Origin of the sequence: Pseudomonas rhodesiae (genome assembly GCF_007858255.1) — a bacterium.
Lineage (GTDB): Bacteria > Pseudomonadota > Gammaproteobacteria > Pseudomonadales > Pseudomonadaceae > Aquipseudomonas > Aquipseudomonas rhodesiae.
Genome location: NZ_VFEU01000006.1, coordinates 300,126 through 315,890, shown reverse-complemented (window position 1 = coordinate 315,890; position 15,765 = coordinate 300,126). Strand labels below are relative to the sequence as shown.

The 15,765-nt window shown below is 59.8% G+C and carries 10 protein-coding genes; 9 read left to right on the top strand and 1 reads right to left on the bottom strand.

Going from position 1 to position 15,765, the window contains the following annotated elements; genetic code table 11:
• Positions 1 to 164 precede the first annotated feature (164 nt).
• Positions 165 to 665 carry a thiol peroxidase gene (tpx, locus tag FIV35_RS12095; RefSeq protein ID WP_034137972.1) on the bottom strand — a complete coding sequence of 167 codons (501 nt, stop codon included), beginning with the start codon at positions 663 to 665 and terminating at the stop codon, positions 165 to 167.
• A 159-nt stretch (positions 666 to 824) separates the two neighbouring features.
• Here tpx and FIV35_RS12090 point away from each other — a divergent pair, with 159 nt between their 5' ends.
• The 9 genes from FIV35_RS12090 (at position 825) to xylB (ending at position 15,761) form a co-directional block, all read left to right on the top strand.
• Positions 825 to 2,114: a glycosyltransferase gene (locus tag FIV35_RS12090; protein WP_034137971.1), complete on the top strand. Its 1,290-nt coding sequence runs from the start codon at positions 825 to 827 to the stop codon at positions 2,112 to 2,114.
• Positions 2,115 to 2,186: 72 nt separating this feature from the next.
• Positions 2,187 to 3,092 (top strand): AraC family transcriptional regulator, encoded by a 906-nt coding sequence (locus FIV35_RS12085; RefSeq protein WP_034137970.1) that lies wholly within the window; start codon positions 2,187 to 2,189, stop codon positions 3,090 to 3,092.
• A gap of 312 nt (positions 3,093 to 3,404) precedes the next feature.
• Positions 3,405 to 8,039 (top strand): hypothetical protein, encoded by a 4,635-nt coding sequence (locus tag FIV35_RS12080; protein ID WP_146374981.1) that lies wholly within the window; start codon positions 3,405 to 3,407, stop codon positions 8,037 to 8,039.
• Positions 8,040 to 8,306: 267 nt separating this feature from the next.
• A complete protein-coding gene (locus tag FIV35_RS12075; RefSeq protein WP_034137968.1) occupies positions 8,307 to 9,629 on the top strand; it encodes an ABC transporter substrate-binding protein in 1,323 nt (440 codons plus the stop codon).
• A 154-nt stretch (positions 9,630 to 9,783) separates the two neighbouring features.
• Positions 9,784 to 10,674: a carbohydrate ABC transporter permease gene (locus FIV35_RS12070; protein WP_034097137.1), complete on the top strand. Its 891-nt coding sequence runs from the start codon at positions 9,784 to 9,786 to the stop codon at positions 10,672 to 10,674.
• A gap of 10 nt (positions 10,675 to 10,684) precedes the next feature.
• Positions 10,685 to 11,515 (top strand): carbohydrate ABC transporter permease, encoded by an 831-nt coding sequence (locus tag FIV35_RS12065; protein ID WP_034137967.1) that lies wholly within the window; start codon positions 10,685 to 10,687, stop codon positions 11,513 to 11,515.
• Positions 11,516 to 11,537: 22 nt separating this feature from the next.
• A complete protein-coding gene (locus FIV35_RS12060; protein WP_034097132.1) occupies positions 11,538 to 12,641 on the top strand; it encodes an ABC transporter ATP-binding protein in 1,104 nt (367 codons plus the stop codon).
• An 18-nt stretch (positions 12,642 to 12,659) separates the two neighbouring features.
• Entirely contained in the window at positions 12,660 to 14,141 is a 1,482-nt protein-coding gene (locus FIV35_RS12055) for a mannitol dehydrogenase family protein (protein ID WP_034097130.1), read from the top strand.
• A 138-nt stretch (positions 14,142 to 14,279) separates the two neighbouring features.
• Complete coding sequence (xylB, locus tag FIV35_RS12050) at positions 14,280 to 15,761, top strand: xylulokinase (protein WP_034137966.1); 1,482 nt, start codon at positions 14,280 to 14,282, stop codon at positions 15,759 to 15,761.
• Positions 15,762 to 15,765 lie beyond the last annotated feature (4 nt).

Genomic DNA, 15,765 nt, shown 5'->3' with positions numbered 1-15,765 from the left:
CCGGCTATTTACCTTGGGCTTACAACATGTGACTTGAGGATCTTAGTCCATCGGCCTATTCCAGCTAAGCATTTGAAGCACAAATGAAAACGGCCTGGACTAGGCCAGGCCGCAATCATGTATCAAGCGTGTTACTGCAAAACGACAGCAATGCGCCGAAACAGTTACTTCAATACTGCCAGGGCAGCTTCGTAGTTCGGCTCCTGGCCGATTTCCGATACCAGCTCGCTGTGCAGCACGGTGTCGTTCTCGTCCAGCACGACCACCGCACGGGCGGTCAAGCCTTTGAGCGGGCCTTCAGCGATGGAAACACCGTAATCAACCGCGAAATCCGAATCACGGAAGTCCGACAGGCTTTTCACGTTTTCCAGGCCTTCGGCACCGCAGAAGCGCGCCTGGGCGAATGGCAGGTCGGTGGAGATGCACAGCACCACGGCATTGTTCAGCGAACTGGCCTGAGCGTTGAACTTGCGCACCGAAGTGGCGCAGGTTGGGGTGTCGACGCTTGGGAAGATATTCAGCACTTTGCGCTTGCCGGCGAAGGTCGCCAGGGTTGCGTCCGACAGATCGCCGGCGGTCAGGGTGAAGTCGTGGGCCTTGGCGCCAACTTTCGGCAGTTCGCCTTCAACCTGGACAGGGTTGCCTTTGAGGGTGACTTGAGCCATGAACGGAATCCTTATGCTGGGTTTGGTTTAAACGAATGCGAGAGGCGGAAGTTAACCACAAAGTACGATGACCACCTACCGCCAGACACAAATTGTCATGTCGCCGGTTGTGGTTTAATTGCGCGCCTTTCGCCCTGCCCTGCAAGGAACCCGTTGTCGATGAAGCCGCCTGCTACCCGAGTCCTGGTCATTGGTTACGTCTGGCCGGAGCCGCGCTCCTCGGCCGCGGGCGGGCATATGATGCAGATTCTCGAAACTTTTCTGACACAAGGTTGGGACATCACCTTCAGCAGCCCCGCCGCGCTCGGCGAACACAAGGCCGACCTGGTGGCGCTGGGTATCGCCGAGTGCGCCATCGAGCTGAATAACAGCAGTTTCGATGACTTTGTCCGCGAACTGACCCCGGATATCGTGCTGTTCGACCGTTTCATGATGGAGGAACAGTTCGGCTGGCGCGTTGAAAAGCACTGCCCGAATGCCCTGCGCGTGCTGGAAACCTCCGACCTGCAAAGCCTGCGCGACGCCCGCCATCAGCGCCTCAAGGAACACCTCAAAGTCGAGCCCGATAGCGATGACTTCACCGCGCTGTTCGCCCCGGCCTTGACCGAGGAGTTCCAGCGCATGGCCGACACCGACCTGGCCAAGCGCGAGATCGCAGCAATTTACCGTTGTGACATCAGCCTGATGATTTCCGATGTGGAAATCCGCCTGCTCACCGAACAATTCAAGGTGCCGGCCGCCCTGCTCCACTGGTGCCCGCTGATGCTGACGCCGCCGAGCGAGGCGTTCGCGTCGTTTGAGGAGCGTGCGCACTTCCTTAGCATCGGCAACTTCCGCCATGCGCCCAACTGGGATGCGGTGCTGTGGATGAAGAACAGCCTGTGGCCACGCATCCGCCAGCAACTGCCAGGAGCCCAGCTGCATATCTACGGGGCTTATACGCCGCCCAAGGCCACTGCCCTGCACAACCCGGCCCAGGGCTTTCATGTCATGAACTGGGCCGAGGATGCCCTGCGCGTGATGAGCGCCGCGCGTATCTGCTTGGCGCCGTTGCGCTTTGGCGCCGGAATCAAGGGCAAGCTGGCCGATGCCATGCTGTGCGGCACGCCGAATGTCACCACACCGATCGGCGCCGAAGCCATGGGCGATGAGCAGCCCTGGCCGGGAGCCATCGCGGCAGACGCCGACGCTCTGGCTGCTGCCGCCGTGGCGTTGTATCAGGACCACGACCGTTGGACGAAGGCGCAGGAACACGGGCGCCACCTGCTGGCTCGGCGTTACGCCCAACAAATCCACGGCCCGGCGCTGATCGAGTGCCTGCAACAGTGCCGCAGCCGCCTCACGGCCCATCGCCGGGACAACTTCACCGGCAGCATGTTGCGCCATCACGCCCACAAGAGTACCCAGTACATGGCGCAGTGGATCGAGGCAAAAAACCGCAACGGGTAAACACAGACGTTGGCGAGTGGGTGCACGAGGGGGCATTATCCTACGCAGCAACCACAATAAAGCGACGGCAGCATGACCCGAGCAACGCGCATCACCGACCCTTCCTACGAGCTGATGGACGATCACAACGGTCTGTCCATCATCTATCGCCAGCATGGCTTCCCCTGCCCACTGGTGCGCTGGCATTTCCACAAGGAATACGAACTGCACCTGATCGTCGCCAGCTCCGGCAAGGTGTTTATCGGCGACTACATCGGCAACTTCTACCCGGAAAGCCTGTTCCTCACCGGCCCCAATCTGCCTCACAACTGGATCAGCCAGGTGGAGGAAGACGAAGTGGTGCCCAAGCGCGACATGCTGGTGAACTTCACCGATGAACTGCTTGAACAGGGCAGCCACATTTTCGCCGAACTCAAAAACCTCGCGCCGCTGCTGGAGCGCGCGCAGTCGGGTATCGAGTTTCGCTGCAAGCACACCATCGCCCAGGCCGTGACCTTGATGCAGCGCATCGAGGACGCCCAGGGCATGGCGCGCCTGGGGCATTTCTTTATCCTGCTGGACGTGTTGAGCGCGTGTGACGACTACCAACTGCTGTCCGGCGTGACCGCACCGCAAACGGCCGACGAGCACAGCATCGACCGCACCAACCGCGCGGTGGACTACATCTTCGCCCACTACGCACGGGAGTTGCCGCTGGAAGAAGTGGCCGAACACCTGGGCATGAAACCCACTTATTTTTCCCGCGTGTTCAAACAGGCCACCGGGCGCACGTTTATCGAATTCGTCAATCGGTTGCGCATCAGCAAGTCCTGCGAGCTGCTGGCCGATGGCGACAAAGCGGTGACGGATGTGTGCTTCGAGTCGGGATTCAACAATATTTCCAACTTCAACCGGCGCTTTCAGCAGCTCAAGGGCATGACCCCTTCGCACTATCGGCGCCTGGTAGTGCAGCGATTGACCGAGCAGAACTTGGCATAAAAAACATCGAATCTATTTGCACTGCGCTTATTAAACCCAAGTGCGGTGTCGCACAGTGTTTTCTTGAAAAAATCGTTAGCCCCTTACATGAATTGCAACATGTACAGAGGAAACCAACCCGCCAGTATCACCACTTAATACACGCATTAAATACCTGCGCACTTCATAACCCTCACCGACAGACGCTTTAAAATAGAAATCCAAAAAACAATGCGATGGGCGCACTCCTTTAACTATGGAGCGCGCACAAGTCCAATATCTATTTTCCAGCGAAGATATATAAACCATTCATTATTAACGGACTTTATCTGCATGAACATCGATCCCTTGCGCACCAGTGCGTTTTCTTCGGCATCTGCTTTGAATGCCCAGTCCGTGCCTTCTGTATCTAACGCGCGGAGTAAGCGCAACGTGGCGGTTGTCGATCTAGAAACCCAAAGCCTCGCCACCCGCGTGGTCAAGGCAGATGACGCGATTCTCTCAGAAAAGTACAGCGCCGCATTGCTGGAACAGCTCATTGCCCTTCGAACTGGCACCCCCGTAAGTGCGGCGGCCAAGGTCATCGACGACATCCCTCGCTTTTCGACGTTCGGCATGGCCTGGGCCCAACTTACCCACGCTATTGAAAGCGAGCCATTTGCAAGTTTCGCCAGGAAACACAAGATCGACACTTCAACACTGAAGTTGAATACGGTTGATGGATGGGAACTTGAATGTATCGCTGATGGGAAGCCCGCTAGCTTCTCCAAATATGATGAAGGTTGGTGGCAGGCCACCGCAGCGGTGACCGCTGCCGCTCAAGCGCTGGCCCCTACGCGACAGGTTATCGAGTACCTCGGCCCAACCCGAGCACCTGCTCAAGTGATAGGTAACTTTTACGAAGTGGGAGGTATGTATATACCCGAAGGATTAGTGATTAATATTGCCGAGCAAAAACGACACGGAACGTTCGTATCGTTACCCTCAGCCAATGCTGACGCGTCAGGGTCAAACGACGCCCACGACTCTGTGATTCGGCAACAGCAACAAGACGCCATCGAGGTCTTATCGACGCAAATCACCTTGACCCCCTCATTGATCCCCGCCTCTCGACGCGACCAGAAACCATCGGTTGAAGAAGCCGACCTGGAGATGGCGAGGATGTACAGCACCGGTCGGTTTAGCGAAATTTCGGGATTGGGTGTTGTTTTGAACAAACGCAGCCACTTGTTAGTGTCCGAAATCCCTGAACGCTCGACACTCGGGCAGACATTGCGCAACTCTGCGGTGCCGCCCGCCATGAACCAGCCCATTAGCCTCGACTGGATAGGCAGGTTTTATGGTGAACCGACCGGTGATGGCAGCACCACATGGCAACTTAAAAACGCCTCATCGCTGACTCGCGACGGCTTTGCCGCATTGCGCAAAAACAATCCGCGTACCGATAGACGCTCCGTTGGCGTCCAGGAGCGGCAACGCGCAGTCGCGCAACGGCTTGAGCAGCCACACACAACGCAACCGCGCGCGACGGCATCACCGGCGGCCAATCCGTTGGTCACACTGGCGCGCAGCCAGTTTGCCGGTGAGCCGACGTTGTTCACAGCGGTCGCGCGAGTGCTCAACGACAGGATCCAGACCATCGCCCCTGGATTGGATGTCGACGTCAACCAACTCGCCATCGAATTACCTGATCCGGATCAACCGGGGCAGTTCAAGCGAACACAACTGATCACACTGGCCCTGGATCATCTGGCAGGCGGCCCTGCGCCGAATTTCACCCAGGACGCCAAAGCGTTTGATACCCGCCCGCGCGTGCCGCGGACAACCTTGGGCAGCCCGGTCGATGTACCCTTGCACCTTGATCTGGCAGGCTTGAGCTCCGCCATCGGTGCGCTGCCAAGCCGGCTTGACGAGGTCTATAACTCTGAGTTCAGGGCCTACTGGAGCAAGCCCGCATTCAGCGGCGCCGACAACGCCTTCTCCGGCAGTCATCGGGCACTGGTCAGCAGTATCCTGCGCAGCAACCTGCAACAGGCGGCGCTGAAACAAACCGGACTGGATGATGAACAGCGTAAAACCCTGACCATGGTCGCATCACAGCCCAATGGGGCGACGCGCCCTATGCCGCTGGGTGCGAATTCGTCGGGCGCCGACGTCTATACCACCACAGGCCCCGAGCCGGAACTGTTAATCACACGATCCCTGTCATCACCCAGTCGCCAGCTACTCCTGCTGGTGGAGACCAGTGGCAAGGTCACCCCCTACGACTCCTGGGATGACCTTCCTGAGTCGAGGCGCCCTGCACAGCGAGTGGACGCAAATGTGTTCGACCTCCAGGCTGATCGGTTGATCCAACAGCATAAAGGCGAACAACTCTCCAACGCGCCTGCCCTCACAGACATGCTGCCCCCTACCCAGCCCACAACCACGTTGCCCGACTGGATGAACAACGCCGACCAGTCGCAACGCTTTGTATTGCAGGAACTGCATCTCAGGCTGGCGGGCTTCATACAACTGAACAAAGGCCGCACGTACAGCAGCGACATCCCGGACATTCGCACTTTTGCCGAGCGTTCGTTCGATACCCTGAAGGCGACCAGTCATCCAGCCAAGAATCTGGAGATCGTCTTCAAAGTGCCCGTGGGCGGCGCATCGTACAACGGTATCGTCAGCGGAAATATCAAGCGTGAACGCATGAGCATGACCGACGCCCTGCTGAGAAACCTGTCGGGGCTACCGAGCAGGTCCGTGGAAGTCTACGTCAAGCCCGGCAATACACGAGTGCCCGAACTGGAAACAGACGGTGTACTGCAAAAGCTCATCCAGGACGCCAATGTGGGCAAGAACTACCCCGCGTTGCTCAAGCGTGAACTGCTGGAAAATTCCGATAAAAAGGCCGAACGCCAGTCCCTTTTTGCGCAGCAAGTCCCCATCGAACTGGAAATGAAAGCCTTGGAGTTGGCCATTCAGAAAAAGTCCGGCCTCGACACCACCGGTTTCAGGTATATCCAGGCCGTGCTCGATCCAAAGCCCGGAGCCAAGATCGTCGATGGCCAGGAGATTGTCGTGCGTCCGCTGGCCTTTATACCCGGCCCCGGCAAAGCCCCCGACATCGTCGACAACATGTACCTGATCGAACCCGAGGACAGCGAAACCGGCCCTCATATTCTCTATCGCCCACTGATCGCCGATGCCCCGCTGCTGCAATTTCAAAGCCGCAAGCAATTACTGGAGGCCATCCAGAACCCAGGGCGTTTGCAATCTGACATCCTGGCCTGGCTTCCGGATGAATCGACCCGAGAGTATTACAAGAACTGGAGTTTCAAGGAGCCCGATGCCAATACCCTTAACTGGTTTGGTGTGGGGGACGGCGAAACGGTACCTGCCGAACCCAAACTGGCCGCAGGTGGTTATGCCGCCGCCGATGCGCTGAAGGCGCAACTGCAAGCCGGGCACTTGATGAACCACCTGTACGACGCCAACGCACAGGCCCTGACCACGCTTGCCGAAGAAAAGACAGTCTCCAATGACGAAAGCCGTTGGGCGACCCTCCAGGAAGGGGGGTTCCTGTTGCTCAATGCGCTATTGCCCGCATTGCGCGGCCCCGGCGCTTTACTCGGCCTGGCCATGCAAGGCGCCGGCATCGTCAAGGACCTTGAGGTTCTGCGCGGCGACGATATGAGACTCAAAGAAACAGCCTTGGCAGATATGTTGCTCAACGTGGCGACGTTACTGATTCACTTCAAGGCGCGCGCATTGAATGAACCTGCCTCCGGCGCCCGGACGACAACGGCAGGTACCCGTACTGGCGCCGTGCTGGTCGAGGAGGTAAACGCCCCTGCCACACCGCCGAGCAACCGGATTGTCCTGGGCGGCCCGGTGGACATCAAACCTCTTGCCGGCGACATTCAAGTCTTCGTCGACACGTACGACGGTCGCCAACGCCTCAATATCATGGGCCACGGTGAAAAGCCCGCAGGCGACAAACCGTCGTTCATTTTGGGCGAAAACGGCAAGCGTTACGCAGCCGTTGATGTGGACCGCGAGTTGTTGGCGCGCGGTATCAACATTCGAGACTACGAAGACGTTCGTCTTTTGGCCTGTTACTCCGCCAGCGGTGGCCAGGCGTCCCTCGCGTCGCAACTCAACGCGCTCACCGGCGCGCAGGTGAAAGGGTTTGAGCAGGAGATCATTGTCGACTACAACGGCGTCAACGATAAGGATCCATTCACCCTCTATGAGGAAGCACGGGCACGTTACCGCGACGAGTACAGAACCCTCAGCGACAACGACATCCACCTGCTCGCCGAAAAAGAGATGAACAACACCCTTGCCGGGCGCGACGTTGCTTTCAACGTGAGGAAAGACACGGGAACGGAGATTGAACTCAACATAGGCAGCGACGAAAAGCCTGTGTTCTATAAAACCAAGGTGGACTATAAACCCCGCACATTCGGCACTGCCAAGACTTCACCTACGCCTACGCCGGTGGATGTGAAAATGGGTTACTCCCACACCGTCCAGGACGCTCAAACACCTCTGTCGACGCGCAGCCTGACCGACTGTTCTGCACTGGCGGTGCTGACCGACTTGAAGGATGGCGTCTATCAGAAACGGACATTGATGCACTTGACCGGCAGCAATCTGGAATTCGGGTTGTTCGACAAAGACACTTATCAGGTGCTGGATGAACTCAACAGATCCTTGGCCGAGGGTGGCAAGGTCATATTTGTCGGCGGCGTGGACTCTCAATCACCGGTGGGTATGGGGGTGGTATTGGGACAAGAGCACAACGGTAAGAAACCGCTATTGGACCTTCTGAAGAAACCGGGCGTGGACGTCACGATTGCCAGCTCACTTGGCGTTGATATCAAACCCGATGGCTCGTTCAACTTGATCGATGGCACAGGTAAAGGTGTCTTCACCAAGCCCATGATCAGAGACGTCTTCGACTTCGCCGCCGATTAATCCGGACATCTCCAGGCGCAGCAGCAGCCGACAGTGGTGGCTGCTGCGTCACCCGGCGTCGAGAGCAGCCACGATCGCGGCGTCCGGCCGCCAGCCGAGGAACACGCCGTACAGTGCAAAAAAGTATCAGTCCCAGTGTTCCCAAGGATTTGTCACACCGCCAATTGAAGGCTGTAATCAACGCACACTCTTCCTGACTCCCTGTAGGAAGACACAACAACAATAACTGTCCTTCCGTAGCCCCTGGGCGCGGAAATGGAGTGCGCGATGAAGTTCCCAGCAAAAGCTCTGCTTGCCTCTACGTGTATGACTGCATGTATGACCCTCAGCGCCGTCAGCCTTGGCGCGCAGACCCTGACCATTGCCACCGTCAACAACAGCGACATGATCCGTATGCAGAAGCTCTCCAAGACCTTCGAGGCCGAGCATCCGGAGATCAAGCTGAACTGGGTGGTGCTCGAAGAAAACGTGCTGCGCCAACGCCTGACCACCGACATCGCCACCCAGGGTGGGCAGTTCGATGTCTTGACCATCGGCATGTACGAAGCCGCACTCTGGGGCGCCAAGGGTTGGCTGGAGCCGATGAAGGACTTGCCGGCGTCCTACGACCTCGACGATGTGTTCCCTTCGGTGCGTGACGGGTTGTCCGTCAAGGGTTCGCTGTACGCCCTGCCGTTCTACGCCGAAAGCTCGATCACCTACTACCGCACCGACCTGTTCAAGGACGCCGGGCTGACCATGCCTGAGCACCCGACCTGGAGCCAGATCGGCGAATTCGCCAGCAAACTCACCGACAAGAGCAAAGAGCAATACGGCCTGTGCCTGCGCGGCAAAGCCGGTTGGGGCGAGAATATGGCGCTGATCACCACCCTGGCCAACGGCTACGGTGCGCGCTGGTTCGACGAAAAGTGGCAGCCTGAATTCAACGGCCCGGAATGGAAGAACGCGCTGAACTTCTACGTCGACAACATGAAGAAATCCGGTCCGCCGGGGGCATCCAGCAACGGCTTCAACGAAAACCTGGCGCTGTTCAACAGCGGCAAGTGCGCGATCTGGGTCGACGCCAGCGTCGCCGGCTCGTTCGTCACCGACAAAACCCAAAGCAAAGTGGCCGACCACGTCGGTTTCACCTTCGCGCCCCATGAAACCACGGACAAAGGCACGTCGTGGCTGTACTCCTGGTCCCTGGCGATCCCGACCAGTTCCAAGGCCAAGGACGCCGCCAAAGTATTCACCAGTTGGGCCACGTCCAAGGAATACAGCCAGTTGGTGGCCAAGACCGATGGCATCGCCAACGTACCGCCAGGTACGCGCACATCGACCTACAGCGATGAGTACATGAAAGCCGCGCCGTTCGCCAAAGTGACCTTGGAATCGTTGAAAGTCGCGGATCCGACCAAGCCGACGGAGAAACCGGTGCCGTACATCGGGATCCAGCTGGTGACCATTCCTGAGTTCCAGGCGATTGGTACCCAGGTCGGTAAGTTCTTCTCCGGTGCGCTGACCGGTCAGCAGACGGTTGATGCAGCATTGACTGCGGCGCAGACCACCACCGAGCGGGAAATGAAGCGGGCCGGTTATCCCAAATAACCTGAGCCTCACCATCGTCAAGGTGGTCGAGGGCTTGCCCCCGATAGCAGTGGATCAGCCAACTGATTCATCGACTGACACTCCGCTATCGGGCGCAAGCCCCCTCCCACACTGACCGCACTCCGATCCTCGCTCCGCATTGGCGTTAATTACCATGAATACACCTGCCAAAAACCGCCTGGCCAACCCCGGCTGGTTTCTCGTCAGCCCCTCGGTCGCCCTGCTGTTGCTATGGATGATCGTGCCGCTGGGCATGACCCTGTACTTTTCGCTGATTCGCTACAACCTGCTCTACCCCGGCGAGAATGAATTCGTGGGGCTGGAGAATTTCACCTACTTCATCACCGACTCCGGCTTTTTGCCCGGCGCCACCAATACCCTGCTGCTGGTCGGCAGTGTGCTGTTGATCAGCGTGGTGTTCGGCGTGTTGATCAGTGCGCTGCTGGAGGCCAGTGAGTTCTTCGGTCGCGGCCTGGTGCGGGTGTTGCTGATTTCACCGTTTTTCATCATGCCCACCGTCGGTGCGCTGATCTGGAAAAACCTGATTTTCCACCCGGTATCCGGGGTGCTCGCCGCCGTGTGGAAACTGTTCGGCGCCGAGCCGGTGGACTGGCTGGCGCACTACCCGTTGCTGTCGATCATCATCATTGTGTCGTGGCAATGGCTGCCCTTCGCGATCCTGTTGCTGATGACCGCCATGCAGTCCCTCGACCAGGAACAAAAGGAAGCCGCGCGCCTGGACGGTGCCGGCGCCATCGCGATTTTCTGGCACCTGACCCTGCCGCACCTGGCGCGGCCGATTGCCGTAGTGGTGATGATCGAAACCATCTTTTTGCTCTCGGTGTTCGCGGAAATCTTCACCACCACCAACGGTGGCCCGGGCTACGCCTCGACCAACCTCGCCTACCTGATCTACAACCAGGCACTGGTGCAGTTCGACGTGGGCATGGCCTCGGCTGGCGGCTTGATCGCCGTGGTCATCGCCAATATCGCGGCGATCATCCTGGTGCGGATGATCGGCAAAAACCTGACTGACAAGCCTTGAGGGCCGCGCCATGACGCTTCAACAATCCCGTCGCCTGCAAAGCCTGCTGCTCGGCACCCTGGCCTGGGCCATCGCGATCCTGATTTTCTTCCCGATCTTCTGGATGGTGCTCACCAGCTTCAAAACCGAAATCGACGCCTTCGCCACGCCACCGCAGTTCATCTTCACGCCGACCCTGGAGAACTACCTGCACATCAACGAGCGCAGCAACTACTTCAGCTACGCGTGGAACTCGGTGTTGATTTCCTTCAGCGCCACCGCGTTGTGCCTGCTGATCTCGGTGCCCGCGGCCTACTCCATGGCGTTCTACGAAACCCAGCGCACCAAACGCACGCTGCTGTGGATGCTGTCGACCAAGATGCTGCCGCCGGTGGGCGTACTGATGCCGATCTACCTGTTGGCCAAAAGCTTCGGCCTGCTGGATACGCGCATTGCGCTGATCATTATCTACACCCTGATCAACCTGCCGATCGTGGTGTGGATGGTGTACACCTACTTCAAAGACATCCCCAAGGACATCCTCGAAGCCGCGCGCCTGGACGGTGCCAGCCTGTGGCAGGAAATGGTCCGCGTGCTGCTGCCGATTGCCAAGGGCGGCCTGGCGTCCACCGTGCTGCTGTCGCTGATCCTGTGCTGGAACGAAGCGTTCTGGTCGCTGAACCTGACCTCGTCCAGCGCCGCGCCATTGACCGCGCTGATCGCCTCTTACTCCAGCCCCGAAGGCTTGTTCTGGGCCAAATTGTCCGCCGTTTCGACCCTGGCCTGCGCGCCGATCCTGATCTTTGGTTGGATCAGCCAGAAACAGCTGGTGCGCGGCCTGTCCTTCGGTGCAGTTAAATAATAATTCCTAGCGGAGGCCCGTCATGGCCAACCTGAAAATCAAGAATCTGCAAAAAGGCTTCGAAGGTTTCTCGATCATCAAAGGCATCGACCTGGAAGTGAATGACAAAGAGTTCGTAGTCTTCGTCGGCCCGTCAGGCTGCGGTAAATCCACCCTGCTGCGCCTGATCGCCGGCCTGGAAGAAGTGAGCGACGGCACCATCGAACTGGACGGGCGCGACATCACCGAAGTGACCCCGGCCAAGCGCGACCTGGCGATGGTGTTCCAGACCTATGCTTTGTACCCGCACATGAGCGTGCGCAAGAACATGTCGTTCGCCCTCGACCTGGCCGGTGTCGATAAGAAACTGGTGGAGAGCAAAGTCAGCGAAGCGGCGCGCATCCTAGAACTGGGCCCGCTGCTGGAGCGCAAGCCCAAGCAACTCTCCGGCGGCCAGCGCCAGCGTGTGGCCATCGGCCGGGCCATTGTGCGCAACCCCAAGATTTTCCTGTTCGACGAACCGCTGTCCAACCTCGACGCCGCCCTGCGCGTGCAGATGCGCCTGGAGCTGGCGCGCCTGCATAAAGAGCTGCAAGCGACCATGATCTACGTGACCCACGACCAGGTCGAAGCGATGACCCTGGCCGACAAAGTCGTGGTGCTTAACAGTGGCCGCATCGAACAGGTCGGCTCGCCCCTGGAGCTGTATCACCAGCCGGCCAACCTGTTCGTGGCGGGCTTTTTGGGTACGCCGAAGATGGGCTTCCTCAAAGGCCAGGTCAGCCGGGTCAGCGGCCAGGACTGCGACGTGCAGCTGGACGCCGGGACATTGGTCACGTTGCCGTTGAGCGGCGCCAGCCTGAGCGTCGGCAGCGCGGTGACCCTGGGCATTCGCCCGGAACACCTGGAAATCGCCACGCCGGGGCAAACCAGCCTGACGGTGACCGCCGATGTTGGCGAGCGCCTGGGCAGCGACACGTTCTGCCACGTCATCACCGCCAACGGCGAGCCGTTGACCATGCGTATCCGTGGCGATATGGCCAGCCAGTACGGCGAGACGCTGCAACTGCACCTGGACCCGACGCACTGCCACCTGTTCGATACCGATGGCAACGCCGTGGCCCGCCCACTGCGCGCCGCCGCCTGATTTCGCGAGTATTACGCTATGAAGCTGAATAAACAGAACCTCACCCAACTGCCGCGTGAGATCCAAGTGCCGGCCTACGCCATTGCCAGCACCTCCCAGGGTATTGCCCATATCGGGGTCGGCGGCTTTCATCGCGCACACCAGGCGTATTACACCGATGCGCTGATGAACACCGGCGAGGGCCTGGACTGGAGCATCTGCGGCGTCGGCCTGCGCGCCGAAGACCGCAAGGCCCGCGACGACCTGGCCGGCCAGGACTTTCTATTCACCCTGTACGAACTGGGCGACACCGACGACACCGAAGTGCGCGTGATCGGTTCGATCAGCGACATGCTGCTGGCCGAAGACGGCGCCCAGGCGCTGATCGACAAATTAGCCGAGCCCGCGATTCGCATCGTTTCGCTGACCATCACCGAAGGCGGCTATTGCATCGACGACAGCACCGGCGAATTCATGGCGCACCTGCCGCAGATCCAGCATGACCTGGCACACCCGCAAGCGCCGACAACCGTGTTCGGCTTTATCTGCGCTGCGCTGACCCAGCGCCGCGCCGCCGGCACGCCGGCTTTCACGGTGATGTCCTGCGATAACCTGCCGCACAACGGCGCGGTCACACGCAAGGCGCTGCTGGCCTTCGCCGCCCTGCGCGATGCCGAGCTGCATGACTGGATCGCCGCCAATGTGAGCTTCCCCAATGCCATGGTCGACCGCATCACCCCCATGACCAGCACCGCGCACCGTCTGCAACTGCATGACGAACACGGCATCGACGATGCCTGGCCGGTGGTGTGCGAGCCGTTTGTGCAGTGGGTGCTGGAGGACAAGTTCGTCAACGGCCGACCGGCCTGGGAAAAGGTAGGCGTGCAGTTCACCGATGACGTTACCCCTTACGAAGAAATGAAAATCGGCCTGCTCAATGGCAGCCACCTGGCCCTGACTTACCTAGGCTTTCTCAAGGGCTACCGGTTTGTCCACGAAACCATGAACGACCCGCTGTTCGTGGCCTATATGCGCGCCTATATGGACCTGGACGTCACACCGAACCTGGCGCCGGTGCCGGGCATCGACCTGACCGAGTACAAGCAGACCTTGGTGGATCGCTTCTCCAACCAGGCCATCGCCGACCAACTGGAGCGGGTTTGTTCGGATGGCTCGTCGAAGTTTCCCAAGTTCACTGTGCCGACCGTCAACCGTCTGATTGCCGATGGTCGCGAGACCGAGCGCGCGGCGCTGGTAGTGGCCGCCTGGGCCCTGTATCTCAAAGGTGTGGATGAGAACGGCGCGCGCTACAACATTCCCGACCCGCGCGCAGCGTTCTGTCAGAGCCTGGTCACTGACGATGCGCTGATCAGCGTACGCCTGCTGGGGGTGGAAGAGATTTTCGGCACGGCTATTCCCAATTCGCCTGCGTTTGTGGCAGCGTTCGAGCGGTGTTTTGTCAGCTTGCGGGATAACGGCGTGACCAAAACCCTGCAGCAGTTACTGAAAAAACCGGCTTAGAAATGTGGAAGGGAGCTTGCCCCCGATGGCGCTGGGTCAGTCAACTTATTCATCAACTGACCTCCCCTTATCGGGGGCAAGCCCCCTCCCACATTGGGATAGCATTTAACTTCCAACAATAATGCTGAGCACCCCCTCATGACCCAGCAAAACCTGTTCCTCGGCATCGACTGCGGCACCCAGGGCACCAAGGCTATCGTCCTCGACGCAAGCAGCGGCAAGGTGCTGGGCCTCGGTGCTGCGGCCCACACCCTGATCAGCGCTGCCAATGGCCGCCGCGAACAGTACACCCAGGAATGGCTGGACGCGTTCACCGAAGCCGCCCATCGCGCCCTGCAACAGGCCGGCGTCGACGGCCAGGACATCCTTGGCATTGGCGTATCCGGCCAGCAGCATGGGCTGGTGCTGCTGGATGAGCACGGAGAGGTACTGCGCCCGGCCAAGCTGTGGTGCGACACCGAAACCGCCGCCGAGAACGACCGCTTGTTGGCCTACCTCGGCGGCGAGCGTGGCTCCCTGGAACGCCTGGGCGTGGCCATTGCACCCGGCTACACCGTCTCCAAACTGCTATGGACCCGCGAACAACACCCGGACCTCTTCGCCCGCATCGCCCATATCCTGCTGCCCCACGATTACCTCAACTACTGGCTCACCGGCCGCGCCGTCGCCGAGTATGGCGATGCGTCGGGCACCGGTTACTTCAATGTGCGCAATCGTGAATGGGATACGGCCCTGCTGCGGCACATCGACCCGAGTGGCCGCCTGGAGCGGGCCCTGCCGCCGTTGATCGAGGCCGATCAAAGCGTGGGCACTATCCTGCCGGCCATCGCCGAACGCCTGGGCATCAACCCCAACGCCGTGGTCTCCAGCGGCGGCGGCGACAATATGATGGGCGCCATCGGCACCGGCAATATCGCGCCGGGGGTGATAACCATGAGCCTGGGCTCGTCGGGCACCGTGTATGCCTTTGCCGACCAGCCCAACGTCAGCCCCCAGGCCTCGGTGGCGACGTTCTGCTCGTCCAGCGGCGGCTGGTTGCCGTTGATCTGCACCATGAACCTGACCAACGCCACCGGGGTGATCCGCGAGCTGTTCGAGCTGGACCTGCCTGCCTTCAATGCCTTGGTCGAACGCGCGCCCATCGGCGCCGACGGCGTGAGCATGCTGCCGTTTCTCAACGGCGAACGCGTACCCGCCCTGCCCCACGCCACCGGCAGCCTGCATGGGCTGACCATGACCAACCTGACCCGCGCCAACCTGTGCCGCGCAGTGGTCGAGGGCACGACCTTCGGCCTGCGCTACGGCCTCGACCTGCTGCGCCAGACCGGCCTACAAAGCCAGAGCATCCGCTTGATCGGCGGCGGTTCGAAAAGCCCGGTGTGGCGGCAGATGGTCGCGGATATCATGCACACCGAAGTGGTCTGCACCGAACAAAGCGAAGCCGCCGCCCTGGGCGCGGCGATCCAGGCGGCGTGGAGCCAGACCGGCGAATCCCTGGCCAGCCTCTGCGACAGATGCGTGAGCGTCGACCCGGCCAGCCGTACCGTGCCGGTGGCAGCCCATGTCAGCGCCTATCAACAGGCTTACGAGCGCTATCAGCAGCTCGTGGCAACCCTTTAAGAGC

What these genes read in the sequence shown, in the direction of transcription:
- FIV35_RS12085 (WP_034137970.1), top strand. Translation starts at nt 2,187, where the DNA reads ATGACCCGAGCAACGCGCATCACCGACCCTTCCTACGAGCTGATGGAC.
- FIV35_RS12080 (WP_146374981.1), top strand. Translation starts at nt 3,405, where the DNA reads ATGAACATCGATCCCTTGCGCACCAGTGCGTTTTCTTCGGCATCTGCT.
- tpx (WP_034137972.1), bottom strand. Translation starts at nt 665, where the DNA reads ATGGCTCAAGTCACCCTCAAAGGCAACCCTGTCCAGGTTGAAGGCGAA.
- FIV35_RS12075 (WP_034137968.1), top strand. Translation starts at nt 8,307, where the DNA reads ATGAAGTTCCCAGCAAAAGCTCTGCTTGCCTCTACGTGTATGACTGCA.
- FIV35_RS12070 (WP_034097137.1), top strand. Translation starts at nt 9,784, where the DNA reads ATGAATACACCTGCCAAAAACCGCCTGGCCAACCCCGGCTGGTTTCTC.
- xylB (WP_034137966.1), top strand. Translation starts at nt 14,280, where the DNA reads ATGACCCAGCAAAACCTGTTCCTCGGCATCGACTGCGGCACCCAGGGC.
- FIV35_RS12055 (WP_034097130.1), top strand. Translation starts at nt 12,660, where the DNA reads ATGAAGCTGAATAAACAGAACCTCACCCAACTGCCGCGTGAGATCCAA.
- FIV35_RS12090 (WP_034137971.1), top strand. Translation starts at nt 825, where the DNA reads ATGAAGCCGCCTGCTACCCGAGTCCTGGTCATTGGTTACGTCTGGCCG.
- FIV35_RS12060 (WP_034097132.1), top strand. Translation starts at nt 11,538, where the DNA reads ATGGCCAACCTGAAAATCAAGAATCTGCAAAAAGGCTTCGAAGGTTTC.
- FIV35_RS12065 (WP_034137967.1), top strand. Translation starts at nt 10,685, where the DNA reads ATGACGCTTCAACAATCCCGTCGCCTGCAAAGCCTGCTGCTCGGCACC.